This window comes from Nocardia sp. NPDC006630 (genome assembly GCF_040611495.1).
Classification (GTDB): Bacteria; Actinomycetota; Actinomycetes; order Mycobacteriales; family Mycobacteriaceae; genus Nocardia.
Genome location: NZ_JBEXOK010000006.1, coordinates 397,082 through 412,401, shown reverse-complemented (window position 1 = coordinate 412,401; position 15,320 = coordinate 397,082). Strand labels below are relative to the sequence as shown.

Annotated in this window: 14 protein-coding genes; 7 read left to right on the top strand and 7 right to left on the bottom strand. The window is 66.2% G+C overall.

What is annotated here, in order from left to right; genetic code table 11:
• Positions 1 to 140: 140 nt before the first annotated feature.
• The gene (locus tag ABZX86_RS20130) at positions 141 to 890 is read right to left on the bottom strand and encodes a lysophospholipid acyltransferase family protein (RefSeq protein WP_355125479.1); all 750 of its coding nucleotides are present in this window, start codon (positions 888 to 890) and stop codon (positions 141 to 143) included.
• 80 nt (positions 891 to 970) lie between these two features.
• On the opposite strand from ABZX86_RS20130, the gene ABZX86_RS20125 reads away from it, so the two are divergent.
• Complete coding sequence (locus ABZX86_RS20125; RefSeq protein WP_355125478.1) at positions 971 to 1,549, top strand: hypothetical protein; 579 nt, start codon at positions 971 to 973, stop codon at positions 1,547 to 1,549.
• Positions 1,550 to 1,593: 44 nt separating this feature from the next.
• Positions 1,594 to 3,138 carry a Rieske 2Fe-2S domain-containing protein gene (locus tag ABZX86_RS20120; protein WP_355125476.1) on the top strand — a complete coding sequence of 515 codons (1,545 nt, stop codon included), beginning with the start codon at positions 1,594 to 1,596 and terminating at the stop codon, positions 3,136 to 3,138.
• Between the two features lie 56 nt (positions 3,139 to 3,194).
• Here ABZX86_RS20120 and ABZX86_RS20115 read toward each other — a convergent pair whose 3' ends face one another.
• From ABZX86_RS20115 to ABZX86_RS20105, 3 genes are all read right to left on the bottom strand, one after another.
• Positions 3,195 to 3,548 carry a calmodulin gene (locus ABZX86_RS20115; RefSeq protein ID WP_327143051.1) on the bottom strand — a complete coding sequence of 118 codons (354 nt, stop codon included), beginning with the start codon at positions 3,546 to 3,548 and terminating at the stop codon, positions 3,195 to 3,197.
• Between the two features lie 154 nt (positions 3,549 to 3,702).
• Positions 3,703 to 4,734, bottom strand: a complete 1,032-nt coding sequence (locus tag ABZX86_RS20110; protein ID WP_355125474.1) for a MauE/DoxX family redox-associated membrane protein — start codon at positions 4,732 to 4,734, stop codon at positions 3,703 to 3,705.
• A gap of 96 nt (positions 4,735 to 4,830) precedes the next feature.
• Positions 4,831 to 5,778, bottom strand: coding sequence for a DMT family transporter (locus tag ABZX86_RS20105; RefSeq protein WP_355125472.1), 948 nt, complete (start codon positions 5,776 to 5,778; stop codon positions 4,831 to 4,833).
• A gap of 243 nt (positions 5,779 to 6,021) precedes the next feature.
• Between ABZX86_RS20105 and ABZX86_RS20100 the strand changes: the two genes are divergently transcribed.
• Positions 6,022 to 6,729 (top strand): hypothetical protein, encoded by a 708-nt coding sequence (locus ABZX86_RS20100; protein WP_355125470.1) that lies wholly within the window; start codon positions 6,022 to 6,024, stop codon positions 6,727 to 6,729.
• Here the strand turns inward: ABZX86_RS20100 and ABZX86_RS20095 are convergent.
• The 3 genes from ABZX86_RS20095 to serS form a co-directional block, all read right to left on the bottom strand.
• Positions 6,718 to 8,076 carry an MFS transporter gene (locus ABZX86_RS20095; RefSeq protein ID WP_355125468.1) on the bottom strand — a complete coding sequence of 453 codons (1,359 nt, stop codon included), beginning with the start codon at positions 8,074 to 8,076 and terminating at the stop codon, positions 6,718 to 6,720. The genes ABZX86_RS20100 and ABZX86_RS20095 overlap by 12 nt on opposite strands.
• A 117-nt stretch (positions 8,077 to 8,193) precedes the next feature.
• Complete coding sequence (locus ABZX86_RS20090) at positions 8,194 to 10,062, bottom strand: bifunctional diguanylate cyclase/phosphodiesterase (protein ID WP_355125466.1); 1,869 nt, start codon at positions 10,060 to 10,062, stop codon at positions 8,194 to 8,196.
• A gap of 53 nt (positions 10,063 to 10,115) precedes the next feature.
• Complete coding sequence (serS, locus tag ABZX86_RS20085; protein WP_355125464.1) at positions 10,116 to 11,378, bottom strand: serine--tRNA ligase; 1,263 nt, start codon at positions 11,376 to 11,378, stop codon at positions 10,116 to 10,118.
• A gap of 215 nt (positions 11,379 to 11,593) precedes the next feature.
• Here serS and ABZX86_RS20080 point away from each other — a divergent pair, with 215 nt between their 5' ends.
• The 4 genes from ABZX86_RS20080 to ABZX86_RS20065 all read left to right on the top strand — a co-directional run bounded on the left by ABZX86_RS20080 (position 11,594) and on the right by ABZX86_RS20065 (position 15,313).
• On the top strand, positions 11,594 to 13,219 hold the full coding sequence (locus ABZX86_RS20080) for a GMC family oxidoreductase N-terminal domain-containing protein (protein ID WP_355125462.1): 1,626 nt from the start codon (positions 11,594 to 11,596) through the stop codon (positions 13,217 to 13,219).
• A gap of 273 nt (positions 13,220 to 13,492) precedes the next feature.
• Positions 13,493 to 14,536: a septum formation family protein gene (locus ABZX86_RS20075; protein WP_355125460.1), complete on the top strand. Its 1,044-nt coding sequence runs from the start codon at positions 13,493 to 13,495 to the stop codon at positions 14,534 to 14,536.
• A gap of 10 nt (positions 14,537 to 14,546) precedes the next feature.
• Positions 14,547 to 14,900 carry a metallopeptidase family protein gene (locus ABZX86_RS20070; protein ID WP_327143042.1) on the top strand — a complete coding sequence of 118 codons (354 nt, stop codon included), beginning with the start codon at positions 14,547 to 14,549 and terminating at the stop codon, positions 14,898 to 14,900.
• Between the two features lie 101 nt (positions 14,901 to 15,001).
• Positions 15,002 to 15,313, top strand: a complete 312-nt coding sequence (locus ABZX86_RS20065) for a PE family protein (protein ID WP_355125458.1) — start codon at positions 15,002 to 15,004, stop codon at positions 15,311 to 15,313.
• Positions 15,314 to 15,320: the final 7 nt, after the last annotated feature.

Here is a 15,320-nt window from a genome sequence, read left to right as displayed (position 1 = left end):
GAAGCCCGCGGCTCCTCCCGATCTTCACCCTCCTCATCAAGGGCGGGAAGGAGCCGCGTTCCACTGAAAGAGGTGGCAGCGCAACGGATCGTCCGGACCCGCGCGCCGCCACCTCTTTCAGTTCGAACTATTACCGCGTGCTATTCGCTGCTCTGCGCGCGACGGGCGGCCTTCTCCTCGGCCTCGGCAAGGTCGAGGGCATTCGCCTCCTCGAGGGTCGGCGCGCTGCCGCCCAGCCGGGCGGGGACCCAGTACGCGCCCTGTTCGTGCACATAGTCCTTCTGCACGTTCAGCAGCATCGCCGACATGCTGGCGTGCAGCCGCTCCGTAAGGGCGGAGGCCGGCTCCGACGGCGGGATGGGCGCGCCGACCTCGATGGAGATCGGAGTATTGGTGCGACCCAGGCGCTTCGGATAGCCCTTGGTCCACACCCGCTGCGCACCCCAGATGACCATCGGGATGATCGGGACATTCGCCTCGATCGCCATGCGTGCCGCGCCCGACTTGAATTCCTTCAACTCGAAACTGCGGCTGATGGTGGCCTCGGGGTAGACGCCGACCAGCTCGCCGGCGCGCAGCCGATTCACGGCCTCGTGGTACGAGTCCGCTCCGGCGGCACGATCGACCGGAATGTGCTTGAGCGCCCGCATGACCGGGCCCGAGACAGCATTGTCGAAAACCTCCTTCTTCGCCATGAAACGGACATAGCGCTTCGTCGTACGCGCAGGCAGGCCCGCATACGTGAAGTCCATGTACCCGGTGTGGTTGATCGCGATGACCGCACCACCGTTCGCCGGGATATTTTCGTCGCCAGTGACAGTGAACTTCAGACCCTGCAGCGCGAAGACGGTGCGAGCCAGCCCGATGATCGGGAAGTAGACGGGTTCCACAATTCCGCTAGCGTAGTCGCAACGCCGGCGAGCACCAGTGACCCAGGCAACACCCGAAGACACGAAAGAGGTTCGTCCGAGTGGAAAACACCCGAACAGGACTGCGTGAAACGCTCCGCAGAGGACTGATCGGAAGTGCCGCGGTGGCGATCGCCTGCCTCGGCGCCGGTTGCGATTCGAATGTCGGTATCGAGGGCACCGATTACAGCACGAAATCCGACAAACCCGCGGTGACGACCACTGCGGCGACCACCACGGTGACCGTCGCCCCCGTGCCGCCGACCACCTCCGCCGCCGCCACGCCCGACCCCGAATCCGTCGCTGCCGTCAGCACGGTGCGGCGCTATCTGTCGCGGCTGACCGGGATTCCGGATCCGGCCGATCAGGACAGCGGATACCCGCTGGTCTGCGGCGCGACCCCGCGCACCTGGGATCCGGACGGCACCGGCACCCTCACCGCCCCGCCGCTCGCGGTGAATCAGGCCGGTCTCCCCCGCCTGAAGTCCTTCGCGGAGGATTCGATGAAGTCCGAATCACTCCGTGACGGCTATATCAGCGTCACCGCATCCGTCACCGACCGTGCCGGAAACACGCAAAACCGGACATTCACCCTGAAGTCCGGCACCGAGGGTTACTGCATCGGCGACGTCTCGGAGTAGCCAGTACGCTGGGTGGCTGGTAACGGTCGAGGAGGAAGCAGCTCGTGCAGATCACCAGCGTCGGACACGCCGGATTCCATATTCGAACCGCAGCGGGGACGATCCTGTGCGATCCCTGGGTCAACCCGGCGTATTTCGCGTCCTGGTTCCCGTTCCCGGACAATACGCAGTTGGATTGGGACGACCTCGGCAACTGCGATTTCCTGTACGTATCGCATCTGCACCGCGATCACTTCGACGCGAAGCATTTGGCGGACAAGGTCAATAAGGACGCCACCGTCCTGCTGCCGGACTATCCGGTGCCGGATCTCAAGCGCGAGCTCGAAGCGCTGGGCTTCCACAAGTTCTTCGAGACCGAGGATTCGGTCAAGCACACCATCACCGGTCCGGGCGGCGAGCTCGACATCATGATCATCGCGCTGCGCGCGCCCGCCGACGGGCCCATCGGCGACTCCGGCATCGTCATCGCCGACGGTGAGACCGTGTGCTTCAACATGAACGACGCCCGGCCCGTCGATATGGATGTGCTGCACGATTCGTTCGGGCATGTGGACATCCACCTGCTGCAGTACTCCGGGGCCATCTGGTATCCGATGGTCTACGACATTCCGGCCAAGACCAAGTCCAACTTCGGCAAGCAGAAGCGGCAGCGCGGTATGGACCGGTGCCGGTCCTATATCGAACAGGTCGGGGCCACCTGGGTGGTGCCGTCCGCCGGGCCGCCGGTCTTCCTCGACGACGAACTGCGCTATCTCAATGACGATCGCGGTGACGAAGGCAATATCTTCCCTGATCAGATCGTGTTCCTCGAGCAGATGCGGATTCACGGCAATGCGGGCGGGCTGCTCATGCTGCCCGGCTCGACCGCCGATCTGCGCGGTAAGGAACTCTCGGCGCTGACGCATCCGGTCGATCCGGATACCGTCTACGGCGACAAGGCCGCCTATATCGCCGCGATGGCGGAGCGTATGGCGCCCGTGCTCGCGGCCGAAAAGGCTTCCTGGGCAACAGGAGACGGGCCGCTACTGCCGCAGTTGCGGGAGCTGTTCGAGCCGATCATGGCGCAGAGCGACCTCATCTGCGACGGCATCGGCTATACGGTCGCTCTGGTCATGGGTGACGAGACCGTGGTGCTGGACTTCCCCAAACGCATTGTGCGGGCGCCGATCGAGGGAGAAGGCAAGCAGCGCTACGGATTCCGTATCGACCCGCAGCTGGTGCGCACCGTACTGCGCGATAACGAGCCCGACTGGGTCAACACCATTTTCCTGTCGACGCGCTTCACCACCTGGCGCATCGGCGGATACAACGAATTCCTCTACACCTTCTTCAAATGCCTCACCGATGAACGCATCGCGTACGCCGACGGCTGGTTCTCCGAGGCGCACGACGATTCGGCCTCGACGGAACTCGACGGCTGGGAAATTCAGCGGCGCTGCCCGCACCTGAAGGCCGATCTGTCGAAATTCGGTGTGGTGGAGGGCAATACGCTCACCTGCAATCTGCACGGGTGGCAGTGGGATCTGGAATCCGGGCGGTGCAAGACCTCCAAGGGGCATGAGCTGCGCTCGCGGAAACTCGACGCCTGACCTGCCTTTCCGGCCGGTACCGATGCCGGTGCCGGCCGGAAGCGGTGACTCGGAGGTCAGCCCTGCACGTCCGAGTCCTGCAGTTCCCGGGTGAGACGTGAAGACCACGGACACCACATGCAGCCCGGCAGGAAAGCGCCACAGGCCTCATCGAGATGGTCTTCGGTGTACTCGATGCTGGAGTCGCACACCTCGATCGCCATGGTGAAGAAGCTGATGGTGTCCGGATCGAGGGAGAAGCTCCAACCCGGGTTGTAGGCTTCCTGCCGCTTCCGGATCCGCCCGAGCACATGGATCGACATCGTCTCCTCCCCGGACAGGATCCGGCGAGCCTCGGCAATACGCTGATCATTGGTCAGCTTGAAAACGAATTCCTTGCCGGAGTAATCGGTAAATGCGAAGTAGGCCATGACATTTCCTCTCGGCCGAGCGATCGAAACGAAAAGCACCTGCCTCTTGATGGTAAGTGCATCGAAGCGAACGATCATCCGAAATCGGTTGCGTAACAAGCGAATTAAGAGACCGGACCGTTTCTCGGGGCCCTCGCCGAGTCGACCCGGGTATCTATGGCGAATTCGGTACCAATCGACCGTTTCGCCGAGGTTCAATGTGCGGGCCAGTCGGTTTCGCCAGGCCGATCAGATCGCGAATCGCCATCGCACCGCGCGCCACCGGGGCCGCGATCTTCCCTTCCCCCGTGATCAGCACCCCGGACGGGGTACCCCGCACCCGATACCGCAGCGCCGCCTCATTGCCCTGCTGCACCAGCATGGGGATATCGCCCAGCCCCTGCTCCCGCGCCCACACCGCATGCGGCTCGACCTCGCCGTTGCCCAGCACCGCGATGGTCAGCGCATCCGCCGAACGCGCCTGCCAGCGCGGTAATTCGCGGGCCAGCGCGGCACACATCTCACAGCCGGGGTGGACGAATACCAGCAGCAGCGCACGACCGGAAGACAGCAGGGATTCCAGGTTCGTCCGGCCGCCCGACATATTCAGCAATTCGAACTCCGGCGCCACCGCACCTGCCGGCAAGCCCTCCGCACCCAGAGTCGACAGCGCCTGCTGATCCAGGCGCCTTCGCAATGCCCGCACCTCGCTCCACAGCCATGCCAGCGTAGCCGCGAATACGGCGACCACCGCCATTCCGACAGCGCGAGCGGCCGGCAGGACCTCGGGGATATGCGAATATCGCAGCGCACCAGCCACTACGGCCACCGCGAGCAGTAGCAGGACCGCATTGCGCACCAGCGTCCGCACGCCGATGGGTGCCGAACTCGCCGCGCCGAAGCACGAACACGACGGATGTTTTCCCAGTCGCAGCAGTCGCGCCACCGCGCCCGAGAACATCAGGAGCAGCAGCACCGCCACCAGCGCGGCGGGGGCGGCCGTCCACGGTGGCAGCAGTCCCGCGGCGACGACCGTCTCCGCCACCGGCAGGCCCCATGCGATGGCGGGCACCCAGCGCAGCGGAATCCCGAACTCCCCCACCGCCGTCCGCGTGCCCGCGAGATCGGCGAACTTCCCCGCCGCCGACAGCCCGAACACCACACCGAGCGCCAGCCGTAGCCCCCACACTCCGTATTCGATCGTCATATTCGCACGATGACACAGCGCGGGAGTGGCCCAAACCATAATGGCACGAACAGTTTTCGAAGATGTTCGGGACGGAGAAGCACACCGACCGTTCGGTCAAGTGCGCGCGGCCACCGCTACCGCGACAAAGGTGAGCGCACAGCCGACCACCGCCAGCGCGGAAACTCCCGCCCCGGTCGGTGCGACCACATCGAGCAGCAGCGACATCAGCAGCTGACCGGCCACCGAGGTGAGCCCGAGCAGCAGCACTCCGATCCAGCGCACCACCACGACAGCCAGCGCGATGAACACCACTCCGATGACACCGCCGAGGTACAGCCAGGGCTCGCTGGGAAACCCGCCGGGCCAACCACTCCCGGCGATCACCGCAGCCTCGACCAGCAGCAGTGCCGCACACCCGGTCACAAAATTGGCGAGCGTCGCCGACTGCGGACCACCGACCGCACCCACTCGGCCGTTCACCGCCTGCTGCCACGCCGTCCCGGCGCCGGCGATCAGCGGGAGCAGAACGAGCAATACGTGCGGGACGCCCCGGAATGCCTCCGGCGCCGAAAGACCGCCGGCCTCATCGGTTCGCCCGATGACCGATACGAGCACCGCGACCAGCGCCAATCCCGCTCCCACGGAACGCAATAGGGTCACCGGCGTCCGGCCGCGCGGGCCCACCCCCAGGCGGTCGACAACCAGACTGCTCGTCACCTGGCCCGCCACCGCCGCCACCGTGAATGCGGTAACCCCGATCGCCGCGACGGTAAGTCCCTGGCAGGCAACAAAGAACGCCCCGCACAACCCGCCCAGCAGCTGCCACCACCGCAACTCCCCCACCCGCAGCGCCGCCCACGCCCGGCCGACCCCCGCCCGCAACCGCCCACTGCCCACGCATCCGACCCCCACCAGCACCAACCCCACCCCGAAACTGATCACCGCCGCCGCCACCCCATCCTGCAACCGCTCCCCCAGCACCCCGTTCACCCGCGCCTGTACCGCCACCCCCGCGCCGATACCACCCCCCAGCACCAACCCCACTCGCCGCCGCATCACCATTCGCCAGATTCTCCCCGCTCGTCCTCGCGACACGCGCTGCCATACCGAGCGACCGACAACGTCGGGCCGCGCAGCCCGAACCACAACAGACTTTCAAGATCATCAGGAACTGGTGGCGGCATCGGCCGAGAAGAATCCGCCACCAGTTCCTGGTGAACAACTGCCCAGGTGGGGGAGGAATACGCGGAGAGGGGCGGTTGGCGGGACGGGAGTTGTTGGGGTGGAGTGGATTACGTTAGGGACGTGACCGAATCTATCGTCGGCGAGACGTATGCCGCTGAGACGTGCCGGGTGCTGAGCTCCGCGTGGGAATCCTGGGGGACGCCCGATGTCGATGTGATCGCCCATCTGATCAATCCCTCGTTTCTGGGTGGGCCCAGTTGGCCGGCGGTGCGGCAGGCGCATGCCATTGTCCGGCGGGAGGATGCGCTGCTGGTGGCCAGTAGCGGGCTCGCCGATCCGACGGAGTGGGACGATGCGGAGCCGACGAATGGGTACGAGCTCGAGGTGTTCGGTATCTCGCCCGATATTCATATCGACAGCGATACGCTCACGGTCGCTACCTCCTGGCTGGGTCAGACCGTCATGACAGTCTCGAATCTGGTGGCGCAGTACGGCTTCCAGGTCCCCGATATGCTGGATCGGCACGGGATCATCACCATTCAGCTCGACGAGGCGCGGCTGCCCGGCGAGGCGGCCGATACCTATCTGGACGAGAACGGCGCCCTCGTGGTCATGCTCGGTCTGGTGGATGACGAACTACCCGCGGCGGTGCGCGGACCGCTCTCCGCCATCCGCCTGATCAATGTGAAGGTGCTGACCGTCGCGGAAGGTCATTTCTGCGTGCACAATTCGATGGGCGACGATGAGGCGCGGCGCGAACTCGCGCGACGTTTCGCCGCGCAGGGCGGGGTGCTGTGGTCGAGTCTCACTCGACCGTCAGTCGTCTGAACCGGCACGCGGCAGCCAGGCCGGGAACACGGCGGCGATCACCAGTAGCGGGACGCCCAGCAGCGCAACCGTCGGCGGGATCGGCAGCCACACCGAAGCCAGGCCGACAAAACCGAATACGGCCAACGCCATGAGCTCGGTGAGGAAACCGCCGACCGAGGTCACCGTCGCACGTGCCGGACCCTCGATAGCGTCCTGCAACCGGGCGGCGGCCACCACCTCGGCGTTGTAGTCGATACCGTAGGCCACGCCGATCGCTGAAAAGCCCACGGCTGTCAGCACATACACGGCATCCGGGTGGCCGGCGGCGAGCCCCGCCAACAGCGCGCCGCCGATGAACAGCACACCGCCGAGGAGGAGGGCTGCGGCTATCACACGCGGACTCATATTCTCGGTACGCCCTGCCAGGGCGGTACCGGCCAGACCACCCGCCACCGTCAGACCTACCAGCAGCGGCGTAATCGACGGTGCGACACCGGCATTGCCTGCCAGCAGCGCGAAGTACTCGTCGAAGGCGGTAATGCCGTTCAACATGGCGGCGAGCAGCAGACCTCGGCGAATCATGCGGATCCGCAGGGACTCTCGCAGTCCGGAGCGCAGCATGCGCAGGTACCGCACACCCGCCTGCCCGTCGGCGGGGTCCCGTTCGAATGGGGCCGGCTCACCCTCACCGCACGGCAGCGGCGAGTCCGAAACCGGCGGGAGCGCATCGGCATCGGGTGGCGAGGCTTCCGCGAGCTCCTCCATGTCGCTGGCGGACACTGTCTTCGGCGCCGCGGGAAGCGCTGCGGCGGTGCACATGTGCAGTGCGGCGATGGCCACACTCGACCAGCCGATCAGCGCGTAGCCGCCCCAGGCGTACAGCGGGGCCGCCGCCAGAATGCCCACCAGCGCACCGGATTCCGCGGCGGCCCGCGCGTAACCGGTGATACGGGGATAGCTCGACGTGGCGGAGCGGGCGGCGAGATCGTCGTACAGCAGGGCTTCGAAGGTGCCCGAGCGGAGCGAACCGGAGGCGCCCCAGAGCACGAAGCCCAGGGCGAAACCGGCATACGACGGGAGAAGGGTCCAGGACGAGAACGCCGCGACCAGCAGCGCGCCGGAGCCGATCAGCAGGGCGCGGCGGGAAACCGTATCGGCCCAGGCGCCGGAGGGGACCTCGAGCACGAACGAGGTGGCCGACCAGATAGCCAGCAGGGAGGAGATCTGCGCGGTGCTGAGGCCGTGATCGGCGAAAAGCAGAGCGTAGAGGGCATAGAGCGGGATCAGGTCCGCGGAGAAGGCGAACAGCACCGCACGCAGGGTCAGGCTGCGAAGGGGATCGGCGCCGGGGCGGCCGCGGCGCACGAGCCTGGCCGGATCGGCACCATGACGTGCTCGGATGGCGGCCGCGCCCGAGACGAAGGCGCGACTAGCTCGGGAGGAGAGCCGGGATCAACAGGCGTAGATCAGCATGCGCATAGGTCAACTCTGCGCGCCGGGACCGCCTGGGTCAAACGGATTGTCGAGCGGAATCCAGCCATTGGTGTTCGGCTCGTGATCGGGGACCGTCGCACCGACCAGGCCGTGGCGGTCGTTCAGATCGTTGATGAGTTCCGACACCGGATGTGAATCGCTGTAGTGGTAGCCCTGGGCGAGCGCGAAACCGAGCTCGGTCAGCACCGCCGCCTGGTACTCGGTCTCGACACCCTCGGCGATCACCTGCAGATCCAGTGACTTGCTCAGTGCCGCAATGACTCCGAGCAGCGGCGGAGCCGGGGAGTCGGAGCGGATGGCGGCCACGAAGGATTGATCCACCTTCAGAATGTCGCTGGGCAGCGTGGCCAAACGGCTCAAAGACGAATAGCCGGTACCGAAATCGTCGATGGCAATGCGCACACCGGTCTCGCGGAGCTTGTGCAGATTCGCGATGGCGGTCTCCGATTCGGCGGCGATCTCGCTCTCGGTGACCTCGAGGACCAGCTGATTCGCCGGCCAGCCGGTATCGGCGAGAATGCCGGAAACCCGGTCCGCGTACTCGGTTTCGGCCAATTCCAGGCCGCTCACATTCACATTCAGCGTCAGATCCAGCTGGGCGAAGGTCTCCTGCAGGCGGGTCGCGTCCGCGCAGGCCCGGCGTAGTACCAACTCGTCCAGATCGGAGATGAGGTCGTATTCCTCGGCCACCCGGATCAGGCCCTCGGTGGTCACATCCGGTTGTGCGTGCGAGGACCAGCGCAGCAGCGCCTCGACCCCGACCGCGCGGGTCGCGCCATCGGAGAGGCTCACGATCGGCTGATACTGCACGTCCAGGGTGCCCTGATCGATGGCCTCGCGTAGCTCCACCGCCAGCGGCAACTGCCGCGAGGACTCCAGCACCGTGCGATTGCGACCGGCCTGCTTGGCCCGGTACAGACCCACATCGGCGCGACTGACCAGCAGCGAACCGGATTCGCCCGGCTGCCAGGAGGTCACACCCGCCGAACATCCGGTGGTCACCGCCGCGCGCAGCTGCTCGGTCAGCAGAATCGCCGCCTGCTCGGTCGAATTCGGCAGCAGCACCGCGAAAGCGTCACCGCCGTAACGCGCCAGGCGCTGCTCCGGCGTCAGCAATTTCTGCCAGGTGTCGCCCACCCGCTGCAGCACCGCATCACCCGCGCGATGGCCCAGATGGTCATTGATCTTCTGGAAACGGTCCAGGTCGACCAGCACCAGCGACAGGCTCTGACCGGTGCGGGTGGCATGCCCGATGGCATTGGCCAGCGCCCGATCGAAACCACGGCGATTGAGCAGACCCGTCAGCACATCGATATCCGCGTCCGAGGCCATGCGCGTGAGAATGCCGACCACAATGCCGATTCCGACCGTGATACCCGCCGGAATCAGGCCCGACCACCACGGCAGCCCGCGCGAAGGCACCACCCACAGGCAGCACACCACCGCGAAAGCTATATGCGCGCCCAGCCATTTCCAGGCGAAGAATATCGCCGCATCGGTGGCCACGAAGACATAGAACGCGGCCAGGCTGATCGCGCCGACCGTATTCGGGAACCAGTGCACCGCAACGGTCACCAGCACCGTCGCAATCGCCACATACACGTGATGGACCGAATGCGGCAGTCGCGGACCCCAGATCAGCAGACTGAGACCGAGCAAAAGCGCAACAAAAGCAGCACTGCCGACGAGCGGCCGATTTCCCTCATCACCCGGGGCGACGGCTGTGATAACCAGACCAAGCACCCCACCCATGACGTAGAACGCCCCGGTGGTCCGAGCCATGACCATTGCTGTCGCCAGCGCCGATGCCGCCCGCACCCGTGTTCGGGTATCGCCGCGAGACCCGATTCCTCGCACGCTGCCTAGCCTAAACGCTGTGTTGATTTTTGCCTCCGCTTCGCTCCGGCCGGTTAGCGAATCGGCTTCAGCACTTCGGTACCCACGAACGGCACCAGGGCGGCGGGCACGCGGACGCTGCCGTCCGCCTGCTGATGATTCTCCAGAATCGCGACGATCCAGCGGGTGGTGGCCAGGGTGCCGTTCAGCGTCGCGGCGGTCTGCGGTTTGTTGTTCTCGTCCCGGTAGCGGACATTCAGGCGGCGCGCCTGGAACGTCGTGCAATTCGAGGTCGAGGTGAGCTCGCGGTAGGTCTGCTGGGTCGGAACCCAGGCCTCGCAATCGAATTTGCGCGCGGCCGAGCTGCCCAGATCACCGGCAGCCACATCGATCACGCGATACGGCACCTCGACGGCGGCGAGCATCTCCTGCTCCCAGGCCAGCAGGCGCTGATGCTCGGCATCGGCGTCCTCCGGCCGGGTGTAGACGAACATCTCCACCTTGTCGAACTGATGCACGCGAATAATGCCGCGGGTGTCCTTGCCATAGCTGCCCGCCTCGCGACGGAAACAGCTCGACCAGCCCGCATAGCGCTTGGCGCCCTCGGCGAGATCGAGAATCTCGCCCGAGTGATAGCCCGCCAGCGGCACTTCCGAGGTGCCGACCAAATACAGGTCGTCCTCTTCGAGGTGATAGATCTCGGCCGAATGCTGGCCCAGGAAACCGGTGCCCGCCATGATCTCCGGGCGCACCAGCACCGGCGGAATCATCATGGTGAAACCGTTCGCGGTGGCCTTCTGCGCGGCCAGCTGCAGCAAACCCAGCTGCAGCAGTGCGCCGTAACCGGTCAGGAAATAGAAACGCGCACCCGATACTTTCGCGCCGCGTTCCATATCGATGATGCCCAGCGATTCACCCAACTCCAGGTGATCCTTGGGCTGGAAATCGAATTCCCGGGGAGTGCCGATGTGGTCGAGCACGATGTAATCGTCCTCGCCGCCGGCGGGCGCACCCTCCTGCACCACATTCGACAGGGCGCGCTGCGCGGCGTCCAGGACGGCGTCGGCGGCGTTCTCCGCGGCCTCCGCCTCCTTGACCTTCGCCGAGTACTCCTGGCCCTGGGCCAGCAGCGCCGGCCGCTCCTCGGGAGATGCCTTGCCGACCTTCTTGCCGAGTGCCTTGTGCTCGGCGCGCAGGCCGTCGGCATTGGCGACGGCCGCGCGGCGCGCCACATCCGCCGCGAGCAGGGCGTCCACCAGGGCCGGGTCCTCGCCGCGAGCCCGCTGCGACGCGCGGACCACGTCCGGGTTCTCCCGCAGGAATCGAAGGTCGATCATAGAAACAGCCTAGTGGGCCGGGGCCAGCGAATTTCCCGTAGGTCCAAGGTGTGCGATGGCACACGCTGTGCGGGACGACCACACTCTTTCCGGCTCATTCCCCCGTTTGCCAGGACACCGTCCACAGGATCGACCAGAGTGGGGCGCATGGACACGGCCGGAAGCGCGTCTGCGCCCGTGCGCGTGGCCCTCGCCAGTTCTCCCGAGGAGTCTCCATGCCCCAATACATGCCGAGCACAGTCGATTTCATTGTCGTCGGCGCCGGTTCCGCCGGGGCGGCAGTGGCCGCGCGGCTGAGCGAAAAACACGGCGTCAGCGTTGCCGTCATCGAGGCCGGCAGCACCGACCGCGATAAATTCATCCACATTCCGGCCGGATTCGCCGAGCTCTTCGAGGGCGACAACGACTGGAACTACCGCACCACACCGCAACCCGAGCTCGCCGACCGCCAGGTGTACTGGCCGCGCGGCAAAGTGCTGGGCGGCTCCTCCTCCATGAACGCCATGATGTGGGTGCGCGGCTTCGCCGCCGACTACGACGAATGGGCCGAATACGGCGGACCCGGCTGGTCGTTCGAGCAGGTGCTGCCGTACTTCCAGCGCATGGAAACCGTGGAGGGCGCGACCGAGGCCGGGGAAGGCGTCGACGGGCCGCTGCACATCTCCCGGCAGCGCAGCCCGCGGCCGCTCACCCAGCAGTACCTGAACGCCGCCGCCGAGGCCGGATATCCGGTGGAACGCGCCAATCTCGATGCGCCGCAAGGATTCACCGAGACCATGGTGAATCAGAAGCGCGGGGCGCGCTGGAGCACCGCCGACGCTTACCTGCGGCCGGCGCTGCAGAAGCACCAGGACCTCACCATCGTCACCGATGCGCACGTCACCCGCGTGCTGTTCGAGGGCAAGCGCGCCGTCGGCGTCGAATACCGGGTCGGCGAGGAGATCAAACAGCTGCACGCCAAGCGGGAAGTCGTGCTGTCGGGCGGGGCGATCAATACGCCGCAGCTGCTCATGCTCTCCGGCATCGGCGACGCCGACCAGCTGCAATCGCACGGAATCCCTGTGCTGCACCATAATTCGGAGGTCGGGCGGAATCTGCGCGATCACCTCGCCGCGCCCATCGTCTACCGGACCAAGGCGGGCAGCCTCTACGGTGCGGACAAGAGCATCGCCGAACTCGCCAACTACTTCGTGCGGCGACGCGGGCAGCTCACCTCCAATGTCGGTGAGGCGTACGGATTCGTGCGCAGCCACCCCGATGTTGGGCTGCCGGATCTGGAACTGATCTTCGCACCCGCGCCGTACATCGGGGAGGGACTCGGCGATCCGGACGGGCACGCGCTCACCTTCGCCGCGATTCTGCTCAAACCGCTCTCGACCGGCAGCATCACCCTGGCCTCGGACGATCCGTTCGCCGCACCGCTCATCGATCCCAATTACTGCGCCGAATTCTCCGACCGCACCGCACTGCTCAACGGACTGCGGACCTGCCTCGAAATCGCCGCGCAGCCGGCGCTGAAGGAGCACATCGGGGAGCTCATGCAACCGGTGCTGCCGTCGGATACGGCCATCGAGGATGTGCTGCGGCGGTGCCTCGAACACCATTCGCACACGCTGTACCACCCGGTGGGAACGTGCCGGATGAGTACCGACCACACCGGCGTGGTGGATCCGGAGCTGCGGGTGCGCGGGGTGGAGGGACTGCGGATCGCCGATACGTCGGTCATGCCGATCATCACGCGCGGGCATACGCACGCGCCCGCTGTGCTGATCGGCGAGAAAGCGGCCGACATCATCTCGGGACAGGCGCCGCCGCAGTTCGCCTCGCGGCCTTCCGAATAGCGTGGTCCCCGCCGGTTCACCGTGGTGAACCGGCGAGTTGGGGTGCGAGATTCGATAGGACATGGCGGGGCAGAGGGTGCGCTGACATGATGGAGCGCGATGTCCGACGAACAGTTGCCTCCAGAACAGCCCGAGTGGCCACCTGCGGAACAGTCAGGTTGGCCATCTCGGGGACGGCAGACGCGGTCACCCTCCGGCTCCCGGCAAGGGAGCGCCGACGATCCCCCGCCGGAAAGCTCCAGGCGGTCGCGACTGCCGGGGCCGCTGGGCCGGTTGAGCTCCAAGCTCGACAAGGACGGTCCGCTCTCGGCGCCGACGCTGCGCTGGGGGCTGCTCGCCGTGGCGATCGGTGCGGTGGTGGCGGCGCTCATCACCATGGTCATTTCCGGCTTCGACTCGCATCGGGTGGAGGCGCATACGCCGGGCGGCACCCAGCCCACCGGTGCGGTCGCGGGTGCGGCCTTCGGCACCGCCAAACAGGGCGACTGCCTGAGCTGGACCAAGGGCAATGCCAGCGATCTGGTGAAGGTGGACTGCGGCAGCAAGCATCTGTTCGAGGTCACCGCCGATATCGACCTGAGCAAGTATCCGGGCGTCGAATTCGGGCCGGGCTCACGCTTTCCCGATTCGCTGCGCTTCTCGGAGCTGCGCGATGAGCACTGCGTCAGCGCCGCACAGGGGTATCTCGGCGGCAAGTTCGATCCGCGCGGCAAGTTCGTGGTCGGCCTGATCAATCCGGGCGAGGCCGGTTGGAAGGCGGGCGAGCGCACGCTGCGCTGCGGCCTGCAGATCACCGGCAGCGCGGGCACCGCCACCCATCCGATCACCGGCAGCGTGCGGAATATCAACCAGTCCAAGATCTTCGATGTGGGCACCTGCGTCGGCATCGCCCGCAATCTGCCCACCGATCCGGTCGACTGCACGCAGCCGCACGCCTTCGAGATCGTCTCCACCGTGGATCTCGGCGCGCGCTTCCCCGGCGGCCCGCCCTCCAAGGACGACCAGGACAAGGTCATGGAGGACCAGTGCGGCAAGGACTCCACCGACTACCTCGGCTCCCCCGACGCCCTGCGCAACAAGACGCTGACCCTGTTCTGGGACTTCCTGGACGCCCGCAGCTGGCTGGCCGGCAGCCAGAGTCTCAACTGCATGGTCGGTAAGGGCGCGGACCAGGAGGGTTTCGCGACCATCACCGGTTCGGCCCGCGGCGATCTGCTCATCGACGGCCAGGCGCCCGTGCCGCCGCCGAACAATGGCCGCTACACCCCGCCGCCGCTACCGGGCGCGGCCCCGCCGGTCATCCCGCAGCCGCGGTGATCGGGTAGCTATGCCGGTCTCCATGTCGGCCGACCGGTTCGAAGAACTGGTCGGCGACGCACTTGACCTCATTCCGCGTGAGTTCGCCGAGGCCATCGACAATGTGGTCGTTCTCATCGAAGCCCGCAGTGCCGAGGACCCGCATCTGCTCGGTCTCTATCACGGGATCGCGCTGACCAATCGGGACTTCAGCCACTACGGGGGCGCATTACCGGACACCATCACCATCTATCGCGAGGCCATCCTCGGCATGTGCACCAGCGAGGAAGAGGTGGTGCATGAGGTGGCCGTCACAGTGATTCACGAGATCGCGCACTACTTCGGGATTGACGACGACCGCCTTCATCAGCTGGGATGGGGCTGATCCGCGACCCCGGGAACCGATCAGCTAACCGGTGCGTCCAATCTTGATGTCGGGGTGAAACTCGGCATCGGGGGGAAAGTCTTCGGGAAGGGAGTTCGCTCATGGTCGGTCATGTCCTCGTGCAGCCCGAGGTGGTTCTCGCTGCTGCGCTGGAGTTGGACCTGCTCGCCGAGCGGCTCTCACTGGCCTCCACCGTCACCGCGCCGGCCACCCACGTCATACCGTCCGGCGCCGAGGAAGTGTCCTTCCTGGCGGCCGCACACTTCAATCAGGCTGCGCTGAGCCACGATCGGGCAACCGCCCAGGCGGTCCTCGAACTGCATCACGCCGCCGCCACCCTGCGCAGCCAGCTCGCCGAGTATCTGGTGCAGGACGCGGTGCGCGCCGCCGGTATCGCCGCCATCCAGGTGTAGAGGGGAA

Coding starts and splice junctions, on each gene's coding strand:
- ABZX86_RS20065 (WP_355125458.1), top strand. CDS start 15,002: ATGGTCGGTCATGTCCTCGTGCAGCCCGAGGTGGTTCTCGCTGCTGCG.
- ABZX86_RS20070 (WP_327143042.1), top strand. CDS start 14,547: ATGCCGGTCTCCATGTCGGCCGACCGGTTCGAAGAACTGGTCGGCGAC.
- ABZX86_RS20110 (WP_355125474.1), bottom strand. CDS start 4,734: ATGACGATCGAATACGGAGTGTGGGGGCTACGGCTGGCGCTCGGTGTG.
- ABZX86_RS20080 (WP_355125462.1), top strand. CDS start 11,594: ATGCCCCAATACATGCCGAGCACAGTCGATTTCATTGTCGTCGGCGCC.
- serS (WP_355125464.1), bottom strand. CDS start 11,378: ATGATCGACCTTCGATTCCTGCGGGAGAACCCGGACGTGGTCCGCGCG.
- ABZX86_RS20115 (WP_327143051.1), bottom strand. CDS start 3,548: ATGGCCTACTTCGCATTTACCGATTACTCCGGCAAGGAATTCGTTTTC.
- ABZX86_RS20105 (WP_355125472.1), bottom strand. CDS start 5,778: ATGGTGATGCGGCGGCGAGTGGGGTTGGTGCTGGGGGGTGGTATCGGC.